This is a genomic window from Streptomyces crystallinus (genome assembly GCF_039521265.1).
GTDB classification, from domain to species: Bacteria; Actinomycetota; Actinomycetes; order Streptomycetales; family Streptomycetaceae; genus Streptomyces; species Streptomyces crystallinus.
Genome location: NZ_BAAACA010000012.1, coordinates 1 through 15,814 on the forward strand (window position 1 = coordinate 1; position 15,814 = coordinate 15,814).

A 15,814-nucleotide genomic window follows, 5' to 3' on the forward strand; every position below is an offset into this window, starting at 1 on the left:
GGCCGGCGGGTTCGGCGCCCCGACGCCGCCGCCCCCGGCGATGCCCCCGACGCCGCCGGCCCAGCCGCCGACGGCTCCGGCGGCCCCGGCCTACGGCTACCCGCAGGCCACCCCGCCCGGCTACGGCTATCCGCAGACCCCGCCTCCCGGCCAGCCGGGCTACGGCTATCCGGGCCAGCCGCAGCAGGGCTACGGCTACCCCGGCCAGCCCGCCACCCAGCCCATGGCGCCGCAGGGCGCCCCGGGCGGCCCCGGCGGCGGCAAGAAGCCCAGCGCGCAGATGACGATCATCGTCTCGGCGGTCGTCGCGGTGGCGCTGATCGTCGGCGGCGGCATCTGGTACGCCAAGGGCAAGGACGGCGACAAGAAGGACGAGTCCAAGTCCGGCTCCACCCAGGGCGCCGACGGCGGCAAGCAGGGTGGCTCCACCGGGGGCGGCGGCAAGGAGCAGCCGCCGGCGAACGTCACCTCCAAGGTGCTCTTCCAGGTGCCGCAGCCCAAGGTCACCGACCTCGTGCACGTCGACGGCTCCTGGCTGACCGACAAGGTGTACGCCAAGTCGGGCGTCAACGAGATCGTCGGCTACGACAACGCCAAGGGCACCCAGCTGTGGAAGACCCCGCTGCCCGGCGCGGTCTGCGCGGCCACCCGCCACATCACCTCCGACAGCAAGACGGCGATCGTCTACGAGGGCCCCAAGGCCTCCGGCGAGAAGTACGCGCGCTGCACCGAGGTCGCCGTGCTCGACCTGACCACCGGCAAGCTGGCCTGGACGAACTCCGTCAAGGAGGGCGACCGCAAGACGATGTACGAGGAGGTCACCATCGGCGCCGGCACGGTCGCCACCGGTGGCACCTCCGGCGGCTCCGCCTGGGACCTGGCCACGGGCAAGCTGCTGTGGCAGCCGAAGGTCACCACCGACCAGTGCAAGGACGCCGGCTACGGCGGCGGCGAGGCGCTGGTGGCGGTCCGCAAGTGCGGTGACTACGACAACCCCACGGTCACCGTCCAGCCGCTGAACCCGAAGACGGGCGCGCCGCTGTCCTCGTACAAGATGCCGGCCGGTGTCCAGTACGCGCACATCGTCTCGACCAAGCCGCTGGTCGTGGCCGCCGACGTCGGTGACACCGCGGGCGACGGCAGCGGGATCTCGGACTTCTTCTCGATCGACGACAAGACCGGCAAGCTGCTGGCCCGCATCCCGGCGCCGGGCGACAAGTACGCCGCCGACTGCGACTCCACCGACGTGGAGAAGTGCACCTCGGTCGCGGCGGGCGGCGGCAAGCTGTACGTCCCCACCGAGCAGCACGACGGCGCCTCCGGCAGCGGCTACTCCGGCCGCACCAACGAGATCATGGCGTTCGACCTGGCCACCGGGCAGCCGGTGCCCGGCAAGGCCGACGCGGGCGACGGCTCCTCGCTGTACCCGCTGCGGATGGACGGCAACAACGTCATCGCGTTCAAGAAGCCCCCGTACGACAAGGGCAGCCAGATCGTGAGCGTGGACGGCGGCAGCTTCAAGCAGACCGTCCTGCTGCAGAACCCGGCGGACACCTCGGTGCGCGACGCGCTCTCGCAGTTCGGCCCGGAGTACGGCGAGATCCGCTACAACCAGGGCAAGCTCTTCATGTCGTCGACCTCGGTCATGAAGCCGAGCACGGTGACCAACGAGACGAAGTACCTGCTGATCGGCCTGGGCACCACCGGCTGACCGGGCGGCGCCGCCCGTACGGCGTCAACTTCTCCACCCGGCGGCCCCGGCCGCGGAGCGCTCTCCGCGGCCGGGGCCGCCGCGTTCACCTGGGCGGACACACTCGTTCGCCAAGTAGTCCTGAATGGCGGGGATTTCGGCAATCCGGGCGTCTTCTCACCGGTAGGGGGCGCGCTACGTCGAACAAGCGTGTAGCTTGCCGGGTCAGGGAGGGCCGGGCCAGGGGAGTTGGCAACGTGCCCCGGGGGATGGGGGTTGCTCGATGGGCGTGCGGCTCATGGTGGTCGACGACCACCGCCTGCTCGCGGAGGCGCTCGCCTCGGCACTCAAGCTCCGCGGGCACCGGGTGCTGGCCGCGGCCGCGCCGGTCGCCGGGGCGGCCGAGCTGGTGGTGTCCCGGGCGCCGGAGGTGTGTCTGCTGGGTACGGCCACACCCGCCGAGCCGGGGGTGTTCGATCCGGTCGTCAGGATCAAGCGCGAGCGGCCGCAGGTGGCCGTGGTGGTGCTCGGGCCGGTGCCCAGCCCGCGCGGGATCGCCGCCGCCTTCGCCGCGGGCGCCTCGGGTTACGTACGGCACGACGAGCGCATCGAGGGTGTGGAACGCGCCATGGTCAAGGCGCGGTCCGGGGAGGCGGCGGTGGCGCCGCAGCTGCTTCAGGGCGCCTTCGCGGAGCTGCTCAACCCGGCCGCGCAGCCGGACGACGAGGGGCAGCGGCTGCTCCAGATGCTCACCCCGCGCGAGGTCGAGGTGCTGGTCAGGGTGGCGGACGGGGAGGACACCCGGCTGATAGCGGCGGGCATGGGCATCGCCCCCTCCACCGCGCGCACCCATGTCCAGCGGGTCCTGATGAAGCTGGGCGTCGGCTCCCGGCTGGAGGCGGCGGCGCTGGCCGCCCGCACGGGGCTGCTCGACCGGGCGATCCCTCCGGCGGGCTGAGCCGGCTCTGTTCTCGTACGCGCTGTGGGCGCGGCCGCGCGGCGGTCGCGCCCACAGCCGTGTCCGGACGTCTTCGTCGTGCCCATTGACTGATGCTGTTGGCTCGTGGTTCTTTATGTTTGTTTCTGTTTGAAGGTGGAGGTGCAGGTGAAGAAGACGTCGACCCGGCTCGCCGACGGCCGTGAGCTGCTCTACTACGACTCGCGGGACGACGTCGTACGGGACGAGAGCGACACCCGGCCGCTCGACCCCGTCTCCACCGCCTCCGAGATCCGCCGCGACCCCCTGCTCGGCGACTCGGTGGCCATCGCCTCGCACCGCCAGGGCCGCACCTACCACCCGCCCGCCGACGAGTGCCCCCTGTGCCCCTCGCGCGACGGGCGGCGCAGCGAGATCCCGGCCGCCGACTACGACGTGGCCGTCTTCGAGAACCGCTTCCCCTCCCTCGCCGGGGACTCCGGCCGCTGCGAGGTCGTCTGCTTCACCCCCGACCACGACGCCTCCTTCGCCGACCTCACCGAGGAGCAGGCCGCCCTCGTCCTGGAGGCCTGGACCGACCGGACCGCGGAGCTGGCCGAACTCCCGCAGGTGGAGCAGGTGTTCTGCTTCGAGAACCGGGGCGCCGAGATCGGCGTCACCCTCGGCCACCCGCACGGCCAGATCTACGGCTACCCCTTCACCACCCCCCGCACCGCGCTGATGCTCCGCTCGCTGGCCGAGCACCGCGAGGCCACCGGCGGGCGCAACCTCTTCGACGACGTGGTCGAGCGCGAGCTCGCCGAGGGCGTCCGGATCGTCCTGGAGGGCGAGCACTGGGTCGCCTTCGTGCCGTACGCCGCGCACTGGCCGTACGAGGTGCACCTCTACCCCCGGCGGCGCGTCCCGGACCTCAGGGCCCTCGACGACGCGGCGCGCACCGAGTTCCCCCAGGTCTATCTGGAACTCCTGAGGCGCTTCGACCGGATCTTCGGGGACGCCGAGCCGCCCACGCCGTACATCTCGGCCTGGCACCAGGCTCCGTTCTCCGAAGCCGCCGACCGGCGGGAGTTCGCCCTGCACCTGGAGCTTTTCACCGTGCGCCGTACTTCCGGCAAGCTGAAGTTCCTCGCGGGTTCCGAGTCGGGCATGAGTGTGTTCATCAATGACGTGCCGCCGGAGGCCGCGGCCCGGCGACTGCGAGAGGTAGCGAGCACATGAGCGGGAAGTACCTGGTCACCGGCGGCGCCGGCTATGTCGGCAGCGTGGTGGCCCGCCACCTCCTGGAGGCGGGCCACACGGTGACCGTCCTCGACGACCTCTCCACGGGCTTCCGGGAGGCCGTCCCGGCCGGGGCGCAGTTCATCGAGGGCCGTGTCCAGGACGCCTCCCGGTGGCTGGACGCCTCCTATGACGCCGTGCTGCACTTCGCCGCGTTCTCGCAGGTGGGGGAGTCGGTGGCGCGCCCCGAGAAGTACTGGGCGAACAACGTGGGCGGCACCATGGCGCTGCTGGACGCCATGCGTGCGGCGGGCGTGCGCACGCTGGTGTTCTCCTCCACCGCCGCCACCTACGGCGAGCCGGCCTCCGCGCTGCTCACCGAGGCCGACCCGACCGGCGCCACCAGCCCCTACGGCGCCTCCAAGCTCGCCGTCGACCACATGATCAGCGGCGAGGCCGCGGCCCACGGCCTCGCGGCCGTCTCGCTGCGGTACTTCAACGTGGCCGGGGCGTACGGCAGCTCGGGCGAGCGCCACGACCCCGAGTCGCATCTGATCCCGCTGCTGCTCCAGGTCGCCCTCGGCGAGCGGGAGTCGATCTCGGTGTTCGGGGACGACTACCCGACCCCGGACGGCACCTGCGTACGCGACTACATCCATGTCGCCGACCTCGCCGAGGCGCATCTGCTCGCGCTGGCCGCGGCGGCCGAGGGCGAGCATCTGATCTGCAACCTCGGCAACGGCAACGGCTTCTCCGTGCGCGAGGTCATCGAGACCGTCCGCAAGGTCACCGGGCACCCGGTCCCCGAGGTCACGGCCGGGCGCCGGCCGGGCGACCCGGCGGTCCTGGTGGCCTCCGCCGCCCGCGCCCACGAGCGGCTCGGCTGGCAGCCCTCCCGGGCGGACCTCGCCGGGATCGTCGCGGACGCCTGGGACTTCGCCCGGCGCCTTCGGAGGGGAGAACCCGCGTGAGCGACGTGGCCAAGGAGTTCCGGGAGCTGTACGGGGCCGAGCCCGAGGGGGTCTGGGAGGCGCCCGGGCGGGTCAACCTCATCGGGGAGTACACCGACTTCAACGACGGCTTCGTGATGCCGCTGGCGCTGCCGCACACGGCGGTCGCGGCGGTGTCCCGGCGCACCGACGGGGTGCTGCGGCTGCACTCGGCCGACGTGGCCGGCGGAGTCGTCCAGCTCGACGCCGACGCCCTTCAGCCCCTGGCGGGGGGCGGCTGGGCCGCGTACCCGGCGGGCGTGGTCTGGGCGCTGCGCGAGGCGGGCCACCCGGTCACCGGCGCGGACGTCCATCTCGCCTCGGCGGTGCCCACCGGCGCCGGGCTCTCCTCCTCGGCGGCCCTGGAGGTCGTCACCGCGCTCGCCCTGAACGACCTGTACGGACTGGGGCTCACCCGCCCCGAGCTGGCGCGGCTGGCCCAGCGGGCCGAGAACGCCTTCGTGGGCGTGCCCTGCGGCATCATGGACCAGACCGCGTCCGCCTGCTGCGCCGAGGGCCATGTGCTCCACCTGGACACCAGGGACCTCTCGCTGCGCCAGGTCCCCTTCGACCTCGCCGCGCACGGGCTGGCGCTCCTGGTGGTGGACACCCGGGTGAAGCACGCGCTCGGAGACGGCGCGTACGCCGACCGGCGCGCCGCCTGCGAGGCGGGCGCGCGGGCGCTCGGAGTGCGCGCCCTGCGCGAGATTCCGTACGCGCGCCTCGACGCCGCGCTGGCCAGGCTCGACTCCGAAACCGTTCGCCGGTGCGTACGCCATGTGGTGAGCGACAACGAGCGGGTGGAGCGGGTCGCGGCACATCTGGCGGCGGGCGAGCCGAGGGAGGTCGGCCCGGTCCTCACCGAGGGCCATGCCTCGCTCCGGGACGATCTGCGGGTCTCCTGCGCCGAGTTGGACCTGGTCGTGGCCTCGGCGGTGGCGGCCGGGGCGCTCGGCGCGCGGATGACGGGCGGCGGCTTCGGCGGCTCGGCGGTCGTCCTGGTGGAGGCGGCGGCGGTGGACACGGTCACCAAGTCGGTCGAGGAGGCGTTCGCCGCGGCCGGGCACACCGCGCCCCGGGTCTTCGAGGCGCTCCCGTCGGCGGGGGCGCGAAGGCTGCGCTGAGCAGGCCGCCCGATGCGTCGTCCTTCGACTGCGGGCCGGTGGGGGCTGGTCGCGCAGTTCCCCGCGCCCCTGGTTGTCGGCCCGTACCGAGTGGTCAAAGCCGCTTGGTCAGGATGAACTCCGTGACGCCCGGCGGGTAGTCGGGCACCTCGCCCACCACCTCGTACCCCTGCCGGCGATAGAAGCCCGGCGCCTGGAAGTCCCAGGTCTCCACGCGGGCGTAGGCGCAGGAGCGGTCCGTGCGGGCCGACTCCTCGGCGCGGGACAGGAGTTGGGCGCCCAGGCCCGCGCCCCGGTGGGCAGCGTCCACCCACAGCAGGTCCACCAGCAGCCAGGAGGCCCAGGTGCGGGCGGTCAGGCCGCCCGCGAGGCCGCCCCGTTCGTCCATCGCCCAGACGTGCAGCGGCTGTTCCCTCTCGCCCGGGGTGCCCCGCAGGGCCCGCAGTGCCGAAGAGGCCTCCGTATTGGTGTCCGTGAGCCGCTGGCCCAGCAGAATCCGTCGCGCCTTGTCCACTTCCGTCTCAAAACGAAACATGGGCCACACCCTAAACAACCCGGTCAATCAGTTCTGCAAATTGCCTTCCGCTTGCGGCCCACGGCCCTACTCTGAAGCACAGCACCGGTGGGGGCCGGTGTTGATCAGGGGGCGAGACAGTCGGGTACGACGCCCGGGGTGGGGTACCGGTCAGTCCACGGCGGCGGCCGCGCGACTGCGCTTTCCCCTTCCGGGCGCCGTGCCCTGACCGGTCCGTTCCCCGACGCATGGGGGTGTCTGTGGTTCGTATCCGGGTTCTCGTGGTGGATGACCACCGAATCTTCGCGGAGTCGCTGGCCGCCGCCCTGGCGGCCGAGCCGGACGTCGACGTCGCGGCCGCCGGCAGCGGTCCGGCCGCGCTGCGCTGTCTGGAGCGGGGGGCCTCCGAGGGCCGCCGCTTCGACGTGATGCTCGTCGACGCCGACCTCGGCGCGCTGGCCGGGGCCCCGGTGGCCCGGGCCGTGCCGGACGGCGGCGGCGCCGACGGCCTGGTGGACGGCATCTCGCTGGTCGCCGGGGTCCGCTCGGGCCAGCCCGCCGTACGTACGGTGGTGCTCGCCGAGAAGGACGACCCGCGCCGCGCCGCGCTGGCGCTCCAGGCGGGCGCGTCCGGCTGGGTGGCCAAGGACTGCTCGCTCCAGCGCCTGCTGGCGGTGATCAGAGGAGTGCTGCGGGACGAGACGCATCTGCCGCCCGCGCTGCTCACCGGCGTGCTGCGCGAGCTGACGGCCGCCCGCAAGCACCGCACCGAGAGCGAGCGGCTGGTCGAGTCGCTGACCCCGCGCGAGCGCGAGGTGCTGCGGTGCATGGTCGCAGGCCTCGGCCGCAAGGCGGTCGCCGAGCGCCTCTTCCTCTCCCCGCACACGGTCCGTACGCATATGCAGAACGTGCTGGGCAAGCTCGGTGTGCACTCCACGCTGGCCGCCGTCGCCCTGGCGCGCCGGGCCGGGGTCGGCCCGGTCGACCTAGCCGGGGATGTTGTCGAACGGGGCGGTCAACTGGCGTAGCAGCGCCGCGAGTTCCCCCCGCTGGGTGCGCGACAGCTGGGCCAGGATGGCCCGCTCCTGCTCCAGGAGCCCGGCCAGCGCCTGGTCCGCGCGGTCGCGCCCCTCGGGGGTGAGGCGGACCAGGACCCCGCGCCGGTCGCTGGGGTCGGGGAGCCGCTCGACCAGGCCCTTCTTGGCGAGCCGGTCGATCCTGTTGGTCATCGTGCCCGAGGTGACGAGCGTCTGGGTGAGCAGCTGCCCGGGAGAGAGCTGGTAGGGCGCGCCCGCGCGCCGCAGCGACGTCAGGACGTCGAACTCCCAGGGCTCCAGCTGATGCTCGGAGAAGGCGAGTCTGCGCGCCCGGTCGAGGTGGCGCGCCAGCCTGCTGACGCGGCTGAGCACCTCCAGCGGCTCCACGTCGAGGTCCGGGCGCTCGCGGCGCCATGCTGAGACCAGTCGGTCGACCTCGTCCTCCATGTCGATCAGTGTAGAGGGTCTGTCGACATGAAGTCTCTTGACGTCAAGATATATAAACCCCCACCATTGGGCATGGAGGGCCCGGGACCCTGTTCCGTTTTGGTCAGCCGTACCTGCAAGGGGGCTCGAACATGCATTCCGATTTCGTCCCGGAGTCCGTCGAGACGGCGCCCCGGGAGTCCACCGGCGCGTCCGCCCGGACGTCCGCCCCGCTGCCCGCTCCCGTCTGGGATCCGCAGCAGTACCTGCACCATTCCGGCCATCGCACCCGGCCGTTCCTCGACCTGCTCGCCAGGATCCCGGCGCTGCCGGGATCCGCCGGCGCGGCCGCCGCCGACACGGCCGCCGCCGGCGCACCCGGCGCCCGGGGCGTGGGCGCCCCGCGCACCCCGGGCCTCCACCCGGGGCCCGGCACCCGTCCGCCCGCCCGGATCGCCGACCTCGGCTGCGGCCCGGGAAACGTCACCGCACTGCTCGCCGACCGCTGGCCGGACGCCCGGATCACGGGCTTCGACCTCTCGCCCGAGATGCTCGCCCAGGCCGACAAGGACCACGCGGGCACCACCCCCGGCGGCGGCTGGCTGGACTTCCGGCCCGCCGACCTCGCGCACTGGACGCCCGAGGAGCCCTACGACCTGATCGTCTCCAACGCGGCCCTCCAGTGGGTCCCCAACCACCCCGAGTCCTTCGCCTGCTGGATCGACGGCCTCACCCCCGGCGGCACCCTGGCCTTCCAGGTCCCCGGCAACTTCACCTCGCCCAGCCACGCCCTGCTCGGCGAGCTCTGCGAGTCGCCCCGCTGGCGCGCCCGCCTGGGCGACCACGGGCGGCGCTATGTGCACATCCTGAACCCCGCCGACTATCTGCTGCGCCTGACCGACCTGGGCTGCGAGGCGGACGTCTGGGAGACCACCTACTCCCAGCTGCTGGCCGGCGAGGACCCGGTCCTGGACTGGGTCAAGGGCACCGCCCTGCGCCCGGCCCTGACCGCGCTCGGCGACGACGAGGAGGCCACCGAGGCCTTCCTCACCGAATACCGCGACCTGCTGCGCCGCGCGTACCCGCCGGGCCCGCACGGCACGGTCTTCCCGTTCCGCCGCATCTTCGCGGTCGCCCGCAGGAAGGACCGCTGACCTGGGAAACGACGGTTCCCCGCGTCCCAGGAGGGACGCGGGGAACCGTGTTCGGCGCTCTTAGAAGAGGTCGCGGTAGGTGTTCCAGCCGTCGCCCAGCTTCACCCGGGACTTGAAGCCGCCGTAGCCGTTCGACTCGTAACGGAACGCCTCGCCGCGCGAGTTGGTGGCGACCAGGTCCGCACGGCCGTCGCCGTTGAGGTCGCCGGGGGCGGCGATGTTCTTGAACTGCTGCCAGCCGGGGCCGACGTACACCCGGGACTTGAACGGCGAGGTGGAGACGCCGGTGCCCGGGTACAGGTACAGCTTGCCGTCGCCGGTGCGCGCGACGATGTCGGTGAGCCCGTCCCCGGTGAGGTCACCGGCGCCGACGATCTTGTCGTAGGCGTTCCAGCCGCCGCCGACCGTCAGGCGGGAGGAGAACTGGTAGCCGTTGCCGTAGCCCCGGTAGAGGTACAGCGTGCCCGAGCCGTCGCGGGCCAGCAGGTCGTTCTTGCCGTCGTTGTTCAGGTCGCCCGGGCCGACGAGGGTGTTGAAGCCGCCCCAGCCGCCGCCCGCGTCACTGAGGTTGACGCCGATGTAGAGGTGGCCGTCGTCCCACTGGAGCAGGTCGCCGTAGAGGCCGCCGCTGATCGAGGCCGCGAAGGCGAGACGGCGGGCGTTGGCGAAGTCACCGTCCTGGCTGGCCTTGAAGCGCTGCGAGAACTGGCCGTTGTACTCGGTGTAGTAGTGCCACAGCGTGCCCTTGGTGTCGCGGCCGATGACGCCGTTCTTCACCGGGGTCGCGTTGGCGCCCGTACCGCTGAAGGCCTGGGTGTACTCCCAGCCCGTGCCCATCAGCTTGCGGTCCTTGAAGTTGCCCTTGCCGTCGGAGCCGTAGAAGTACAGCGTGCCGCCGGTGCTGCGGGCCGCGATGTCGGCGTAGCCGTCGTTGTCGCCGTCGTCCAGCGCGATGAGCTGGTTGTACGCGCCCCAGCCGCCGCCGATGCGCACCCGCGACTTCAGCGGGGCGCCGGCGTCGCCGGTGCCCGCGTAGAAGTAGAGGTCGCCGCCGGGCGTGCGGGCCACGACGTCGCCGAAGCCGTCGCCGTTCATGTCGCCCGCGCCGACCAGCTGGTCGTAGCCCTGCCAGCCGCCGCCGACCTTGACGCGGCCGGCGAACGGGTCACCGGCGGAGACGCCCTTGCCCGGGTACAGGTACAGGTCGCCGCCCGGCGTGCGGGCCAGCAGGTCGCCCTTGCCGTCGCCGGTCAGGTCGGCCGCGCCGACGACCTTGTTGTAGGCGTTCCAGCCGCCGCCCGTCCAGGTCGGGTAGGAGGAGCCGCTGCTGGTGACGTCGGCGTAGAGCGAGAGCGTGCCGTCCGGCTGTACGGTCAGCACCTCGGCGCTGCCGTTCCCGTCCAGGTCGCCCGGGGTGACGATCTCCTTGTAGGCGCCGAAGGAGTTGGCGAACGCCGGGTTGTCCTTCTCGGTCCAGGTCTCCAGGTACGTCTGGCCGTCGACGCCCCGGTAGAGCACGTCCGAGAAGCCGTCCTTGTTGAGGTCCAGGCGCGGCTTGGCGGCGGTGGGGGCGGCGGCCGCCGACGAGCGGTGGACCCGCTGCGGGAGCGCGCCCGAGGGCTTGCCGACGGACGGCTTGGCGGCTTCGACGGTCGCCTTCGGCGCCACGGGCGCCTCGTCGGCCGACGCCGTGCCCGCGAGCAGCATGCCGGCCGAGAGCGCGAGGGCGGTGCAGGCCGCGAGGCGGCCGGGGCGCAAGGTGCGCACAGAAGACAAAATTCCCCCCAGGGAATATGCGGGTGGAACCGGGTCGAATTCATCGCGGCTCACGCGAAAATCGGAGCACGCGGGGCCATTCCTCGCGGGGCCCACACGCAGCGCGTCACACAGACGTTGAGGCACGCGTGGCCGCTCGCGAAGGAATGCCCAAAATCCCCCCCGGGAATGTGCGTGAAGCCTACAGCTGATGCACGGGTGGTTGAAGTGGAAAATGGGCCACGAGTGAAACTCGCGACCCATTCGAGATCATTCGGAACCCGCCACCGCGCCTCAGCTCTTGCGGTGCCCTATCAGCCGCGGCTTCTGCTCCAGCCCGTCGAGGCCGTGCCACGCCAGGTTCACCAGGTGGGCCGCGACCTCCGCCTTCTTGGGCTTGCGCACGTCCAGCCACCACTGCCCGGTCAGCGCGACCATCCCGACCAGCGCCTGCGCGTACAGCGGAGCCAGCTTGGGGTCGAAGCCGCGCGCCTTGAACTCCAGGCCGAGGATGTCCTCGACCTGGGTCGCGATGTCGGAGATCAGCGAGGCGAAGGTGCCGGTGGACTGCGCCACGGGGGAGTCCCGCACCAGGATGCGGAAGCCGTCCGTGTACTTCTCGATGTAGTCGAGCAGCGCGAACGCGGCCTGCTCCAGGAGCTCGCGCGGGTGCCCCGCCGTCAGGGCGCCCGTCACCCCGTCCAGGAGCGAGCGCATCTCGCGGTCGACCACCACCGCGTACAGCCCCTCCTTGCCGCCGAAGTGCTCGTAGACCACCGGCTTGGAGACCCCGGCCTTCGCCGCGATCTCCTCCACCGACGTGCCCTCGAAGCCCTTCTCGGCGAAGAGCGTGCGGCCGATGTCCAGCAACTGCTCCCGGCGCTCCGCTCCCGTCATCCGGGTACGGCGGGTCCGTCGGGGTCGTTCGGTGCCCGCCGAGCCGTTGCCGCTGGTCGTACGGGTGGTGCTGGAGTCGGTCGCCACGTCCTCCATCATGCCGCCTCTGCGGCCTTCTCCTTACGGGCGCTCTCCTCAGGGGCCTTGACCGCGCGCCCGGAGGGGGCGCCGGGCTCGCTGCGCTTGGCCTCCAGGCGGGCCTCGGTGGGCCAGCGCACGTCGTACGCCCAGCCCAGCTGCTCGCACCAGCGGATGATCCGGGCGCTGGAGTCGATCTGGCCGCGCATCACCCCGTGCCGGGCCGAGGTGGGGTCCGCGTGGTGCAGGTTGTGCCAGGACTCGCCGCACGACAGGGCCGCCAGCCACCACACGTTGCCGGAGCGGTCGCGGGACTTGAAGGGGCGCTTGCCGACCGCGTGGCAGATGGAGTTGATGGACCAGGTGACGTGGTGCAGCAGCGCGACCCGGACCAGCGAGCCCCAGAAGAACGCGGTGAACGCGCCCCACCACGACATCGTCACCAGACCGCCCACGACCGGCGGGATGGCCAGCGACAGGATCGTCCAGTAGACGAAGTCGCGCGAGATCCGGCGGATCGCCGGGTCCTTGATCAGGTCCGGTGCGTACTTCTCCTGCGAGGTCTGCTCCTCGTCGAACATCCATGCGATGTGGGCCCACCAGAGGCCCTTCATCAGCGCGGGCAGCGTCTCGCCGAACCGCCACGGGGAGTGCGGGTCGCCCTCCGCGTCGGAGAACTTGTGGTGCTTGCGGTGGTCCGCCACCCACCGCACCAGCGGGCCCTCCACCGCCATCGACCCGGCGATCGCGAGCGCGATCCGCAGCGGGCGCTTGGCCTTGAACGAGCCGTGGGTGAAGTAGCGGTGGAAGCCGATGGTGACGCCGTGGCAGCCCAGGTAGTACATGAACACCATCAGGCCGAGGTCCAGCCAGCTCACGCCCCAGCCCCAGGCCAGCGGTACCGCGGCGAGCAGCGCCACGAAGGGCACGACGATGAAGAGCAGCAGCGCCAGCTGCTCGACGGACCGTTTGCTCTCGCCCCCGCGGGTCGCGGAGGAGCCCGGCGGTTCGGTGGCCGGATCGATGAGGTCGGGGCTTGTGGTCATGCGGAGTCCCCCAGCGGGGTGAGAGAGGAAGACAAGAGGCCTGGCTACGGACCCGTAACCTACGGCGACGTAAGTATGGCAGTGCCGCAGCGCCGTACAAGAGGGCAGTGGACCGCGTCGCGCGCATGGACACCTATCCTGTGTCTCGTCGGACAGCGCGGTCCGCAAGCCTCCAGTACCCCTCCAGACGTGCTCAAACACTGCAAGGAGCCGCACCTGTGAGCAGTGCCGACCAGACCCCCGCCGCCAGCCCCGAGCTGCGTGCCGACATCCGCCGACTGGGTGACCTCCTCGGCGAGGCGCTCGTCCGCCAGGAAGGGCCCGAGCTCCTGGAGCTCGTCGAGCGCGTGCGCGCCCTCACCCGTACGGACGGCGAGGCAGCCGCCGAGCTGCTCGGCGGCACCGAGGTGGAGACCGCCGCCAAGCTCGTACGGGCCTTCTCCACTTACTTCCACCTGGCCAATGTGACCGAGCAGGTGCACCGCGGCCGTGAGCTGCGCGCCCACCGGGCGGCCGAGGGCGGGCTGCTCGCCCGCACCGCCGACATGCTCAAGGACGCCGACCCCGAGCACCTGCGCGAGACGGTCAAGAACCTCAATGTGCGCCCGGTCTTCACCGCGCACCCCACGGAGGCGGCCCGCCGCTCCGTCCTGAACAAGCTGCGCCGCATCGCGGCCCTGCTCGACACCCCCGTCACCGAGGCCGACCGGCGCCGCCACGACCTGCGGCTCGCCGAGAACATCGACCTCATCTGGCAGACCGACGAGCTCCGGGTGGTCCGCCCGGAGCCCGCCGACGAGGCCCGCAACGCCATCTACTACCTCGACGAGCTGCACGCGAACGCGGTCGGCGACGTCCTGGAGGACCTGGCGGCCGAGCTGGAGCGGGTCGGCGTCGAGCTGCCCGCCGGCACCCGCCCGCTCACCTTCGGCACCTGGATCGGCGGCGACCGCGACGGCAACCCCAATGTGACCCCGCAGGTCACCTGGGACGTGCTGATCCTCCAGCACGAGCACGGCATCAACGACGCGCTGGAAGTGATCGACTTCCTGCGCGGGCTGCTCTCCAACTCGATCCGGTACGCGGGCGCCACCGAGGAGCTCCTCGCCTCGCTCCAGGCCGACCTGGAGGCGCTGCCCGAGATCAGCCCCCGCTACAAGCGGCTCAACGCCGAGGAGCCCTACCGGCTCAAGGCGACCTGTGTGCGCCAGAAGCTCGTCAACACCAAGGAGCGGCTCGCCGAGGGCAGCCCGCACCGCCCCGGCCGCGACTACCTGGGCACCTCCGAGCTGCTCGCCGACCTCACCCTGATCCAGACGTCGCTGCGCGCCCACCGGGGCGCGCTCTTCGCCGACGGCCGGATGGACCGGACGATCCGCACGCTGGCCGCGTTCGGCCTCCAGCTCGCCACCATGGACGTACGCGAGCACGCCGACGCGCACCACCACGCGCTCGGCCAGCTCTTCGACCGCCTCGGCGAGGAGTCCTGGCGGTACGCGGACATGCCGCGCGAGTACCGCCAGCGGCTCCTCGCCAAGGAGCTCCGCTCGCGGCGCCCGCTGGCCCCCACGCCCGCCCCGCTGGACGAGGCCGGGCAGAAGACCCTGGGCGTCTTCGGCACGATCAAGGAGGCCTTCGAGCGGTTCGGCCCCGAGGTGATCGAGTCGTACATCATCTCGATGTGCCAGGGCGCCGACGACGTCTTCGCGGCGGCCGTGCTCGCCCGCGAGGCCGGGCTCGTCGATCTGCACGCGGGCTGGGCGAAGATCGGCATCGTGCCGCTCCTGGAGACCACGGACGAGCTGCGCGCCGCCGACGTCATCCTCGACGAGATGCTGGCCGACCCCTCGTACCGCCGGCTGGTCTCGCTGCGCGGCGACGTCCAGGAGGTCATGCTCGGCTACTCGGACTCCTCCAAGTTCGGCGGCATCACCACCTCCCAGTGGGAGATCCACCGCGCCCAGCGCCGGCTGCGCGACGTGGCCCACCGCTACGGCGTACGGCTGCGGCTCTTCCACGGCCGCGGCGGCACCGTCGGCCGCGGCGGCGGCCCCTCGCACGACGCGATCCTGGCGCAGCCGTGGGGCACCCTCGAGGGCGAGATCAAGGTGACCGAGCAGGGCGAGGTCATCTCCGACAAGTACCTCATCCCCTCGCTGGCCAGGGAGAACCTGGAGCTGACGGTGGCCGCCACGCTCCAGGCGTCCGCCCTGCACACCGCCCCGCGCCAGTCCGACGAGGCGCTGGCGCGCTGGGACGCGGCGATGGACACGGTCTCCGACGCCGCCCACGCGGCCTACCGCAGGCTGGTCGAGGACCCGGACCTGCCCGCGTACTTCTTCGCCTCCACCCCCGTCGACCAGCTCGCCGAGCTGCACCTGGGCTCGCGCCCCTCGCGCCGCCCGGACTCCGGCGCGGGCCTGGACGGGCTGCGGGCCATCCCGTGGGTGTTCGGCTGGACCCAGTCGCGGCAGATCGTGCCCGGCTGGTACGGCGTGGGCTCGGGCCTCAAGGCGCTGCGCGAGGCCGGTCTGGACACCGTGCTGGACGAGATGCACGAGCAGTGGCACTTCTTCCGGAACTTCATCTCCAACGTGGAGATGACGCTGGCCAAGACGGACCTGCGGATCGCCCGCCACTACGTCGACACGCTGGTGCCGGACGAGCTCAAGCACGTCTTCGCGGACATCGAGGCCGAGCACGCGCTCACGGTCAGCGAGGTGCTGCGGATCACCGGCGGCGAGGAGCTGCTCGACTCGCACCCGGTGCTCCAGCAGACCTTCGCGATCCGGGACGCCTATCTGGACCCGATCTCCTACCTCCAGGTGTCCCTGCTGGCCCGCCAGCGGGCCGAGGCGGAGCGTGGCGAGAGCCCCGACCCGCTGCTCGCCCGGGCGCTGCTGCTGACCGTCAACGGTGTGGCGGCGGGCCTGCGCAACACCGGCTGAC

General features: G+C 72.2%; 13 protein-coding genes. 8 read left to right on the forward strand and 5 right to left on the reverse strand.

Annotated elements, in window-relative coordinates; translation table 11 throughout:
* The 5 genes from ABD236_RS09990 to galK form a co-directional block, all read left to right on the forward strand.
* Positions 1 to 1,711 (forward strand): outer membrane protein assembly factor BamB family protein (locus tag ABD236_RS09990; RefSeq protein WP_344072581.1); only part of this gene is annotated, 1,711 nt, incomplete at its 5' end.
* 262 nt (positions 1,712 to 1,973) lie between these two features.
* Positions 1,974 to 2,648: a helix-turn-helix transcriptional regulator gene (locus ABD236_RS09995; protein WP_344072583.1), complete on the forward strand. Its 675-nt coding sequence runs from the start codon at positions 1,974 to 1,976 to the stop codon at positions 2,646 to 2,648.
* Between the two features lie 147 nt (positions 2,649 to 2,795).
* The gene (galT, locus tag ABD236_RS10000; RefSeq protein ID WP_344072586.1) at positions 2,796 to 3,845 is read left to right on the forward strand and encodes a galactose-1-phosphate uridylyltransferase; all 1,050 of its coding nucleotides are present in this window, start codon (positions 2,796 to 2,798) and stop codon (positions 3,843 to 3,845) included.
* Entirely contained in the window at positions 3,842 to 4,816 is a 975-nt protein-coding gene (galE, locus tag ABD236_RS10005; protein WP_344072588.1) for a UDP-glucose 4-epimerase GalE, read from the forward strand. The genes galT and galE overlap by 4 nt, the downstream gene beginning before the upstream one ends.
* Positions 4,813 to 5,958: a galactokinase gene (gene galK, locus ABD236_RS10010; protein WP_344072590.1), complete on the forward strand. Its 1,146-nt coding sequence runs from the start codon at positions 4,813 to 4,815 to the stop codon at positions 5,956 to 5,958. The genes galE and galK overlap by 4 nt, the downstream gene beginning before the upstream one ends.
* A gap of 94 nt (positions 5,959 to 6,052) precedes the next feature.
* Here the strand turns inward: galK and ABD236_RS10015 are convergent, their stop codons facing one another.
* Positions 6,053 to 6,493, reverse strand: coding sequence for a GNAT family N-acetyltransferase (locus ABD236_RS10015; RefSeq protein ID WP_344072592.1), 441 nt, complete (start codon positions 6,491 to 6,493; stop codon positions 6,053 to 6,055).
* A 239-nt stretch (positions 6,494 to 6,732) separates the two neighbouring features.
* On the opposite strand from ABD236_RS10015, the gene ABD236_RS10020 reads away from it, so the two are divergent.
* On the forward strand, positions 6,733 to 7,500 hold the full coding sequence (locus tag ABD236_RS10020; protein ID WP_067159989.1) for a LuxR C-terminal-related transcriptional regulator: 768 nt from the start codon (positions 6,733 to 6,735) through the stop codon (positions 7,498 to 7,500).
* On the opposite strand, the gene ABD236_RS10025 is transcribed toward ABD236_RS10020, so the two are convergent.
* The gene (locus tag ABD236_RS10025; RefSeq protein ID WP_067159986.1) at positions 7,459 to 7,956 is read right to left on the reverse strand and encodes a MarR family winged helix-turn-helix transcriptional regulator; all 498 of its coding nucleotides are present in this window, start codon (positions 7,954 to 7,956) and stop codon (positions 7,459 to 7,461) included. The two genes, ABD236_RS10020 and ABD236_RS10025, sit on opposite strands and share 42 nt — an antisense overlap.
* Positions 7,957 to 8,087: 131 nt before the next feature.
* Between ABD236_RS10025 and ABD236_RS10030 the strand changes: the two genes are divergently transcribed.
* Entirely contained in the window at positions 8,088 to 9,089 is a 1,002-nt protein-coding gene (locus ABD236_RS10030; RefSeq protein ID WP_344072599.1) for a methyltransferase domain-containing protein, read from the forward strand.
* A gap of 60 nt (positions 9,090 to 9,149) precedes the next feature.
* Here the strand turns inward: ABD236_RS10030 and ABD236_RS10035 are convergent, their stop codons facing one another.
* The 3 genes from ABD236_RS10035 to ABD236_RS10045 form a co-directional block, all read right to left on the reverse strand.
* Positions 9,150 to 10,856 (reverse strand): FG-GAP-like repeat-containing protein, encoded by a 1,707-nt coding sequence (locus ABD236_RS10035; RefSeq protein ID WP_344072601.1) that lies wholly within the window; start codon positions 10,854 to 10,856, stop codon positions 9,150 to 9,152.
* Between the two features lie 282 nt (positions 10,857 to 11,138).
* Positions 11,139 to 11,837, reverse strand: a complete 699-nt coding sequence (locus ABD236_RS10040; protein WP_344072712.1) for a TetR family transcriptional regulator — start codon at positions 11,835 to 11,837, stop codon at positions 11,139 to 11,141.
* Positions 11,837 to 12,865: an acyl-CoA desaturase gene (locus tag ABD236_RS10045; protein WP_344072603.1), complete on the reverse strand. Its 1,029-nt coding sequence runs from the start codon at positions 12,863 to 12,865 to the stop codon at positions 11,837 to 11,839. The genes ABD236_RS10040 and ABD236_RS10045 overlap by 1 nt, the downstream gene beginning before the upstream one ends.
* Positions 12,866 to 13,083: 218 nt before the next feature.
* Here ABD236_RS10045 and ppc point away from each other — a divergent pair, with 218 nt between their 5' ends.
* Complete coding sequence (ppc, locus tag ABD236_RS10050; RefSeq protein WP_344072605.1) at positions 13,084 to 15,813, forward strand: phosphoenolpyruvate carboxylase; 2,730 nt, start codon at positions 13,084 to 13,086, stop codon at positions 15,811 to 15,813.
* The last annotated feature ends 1 nt before the right edge of the window (position 15,814 follow it).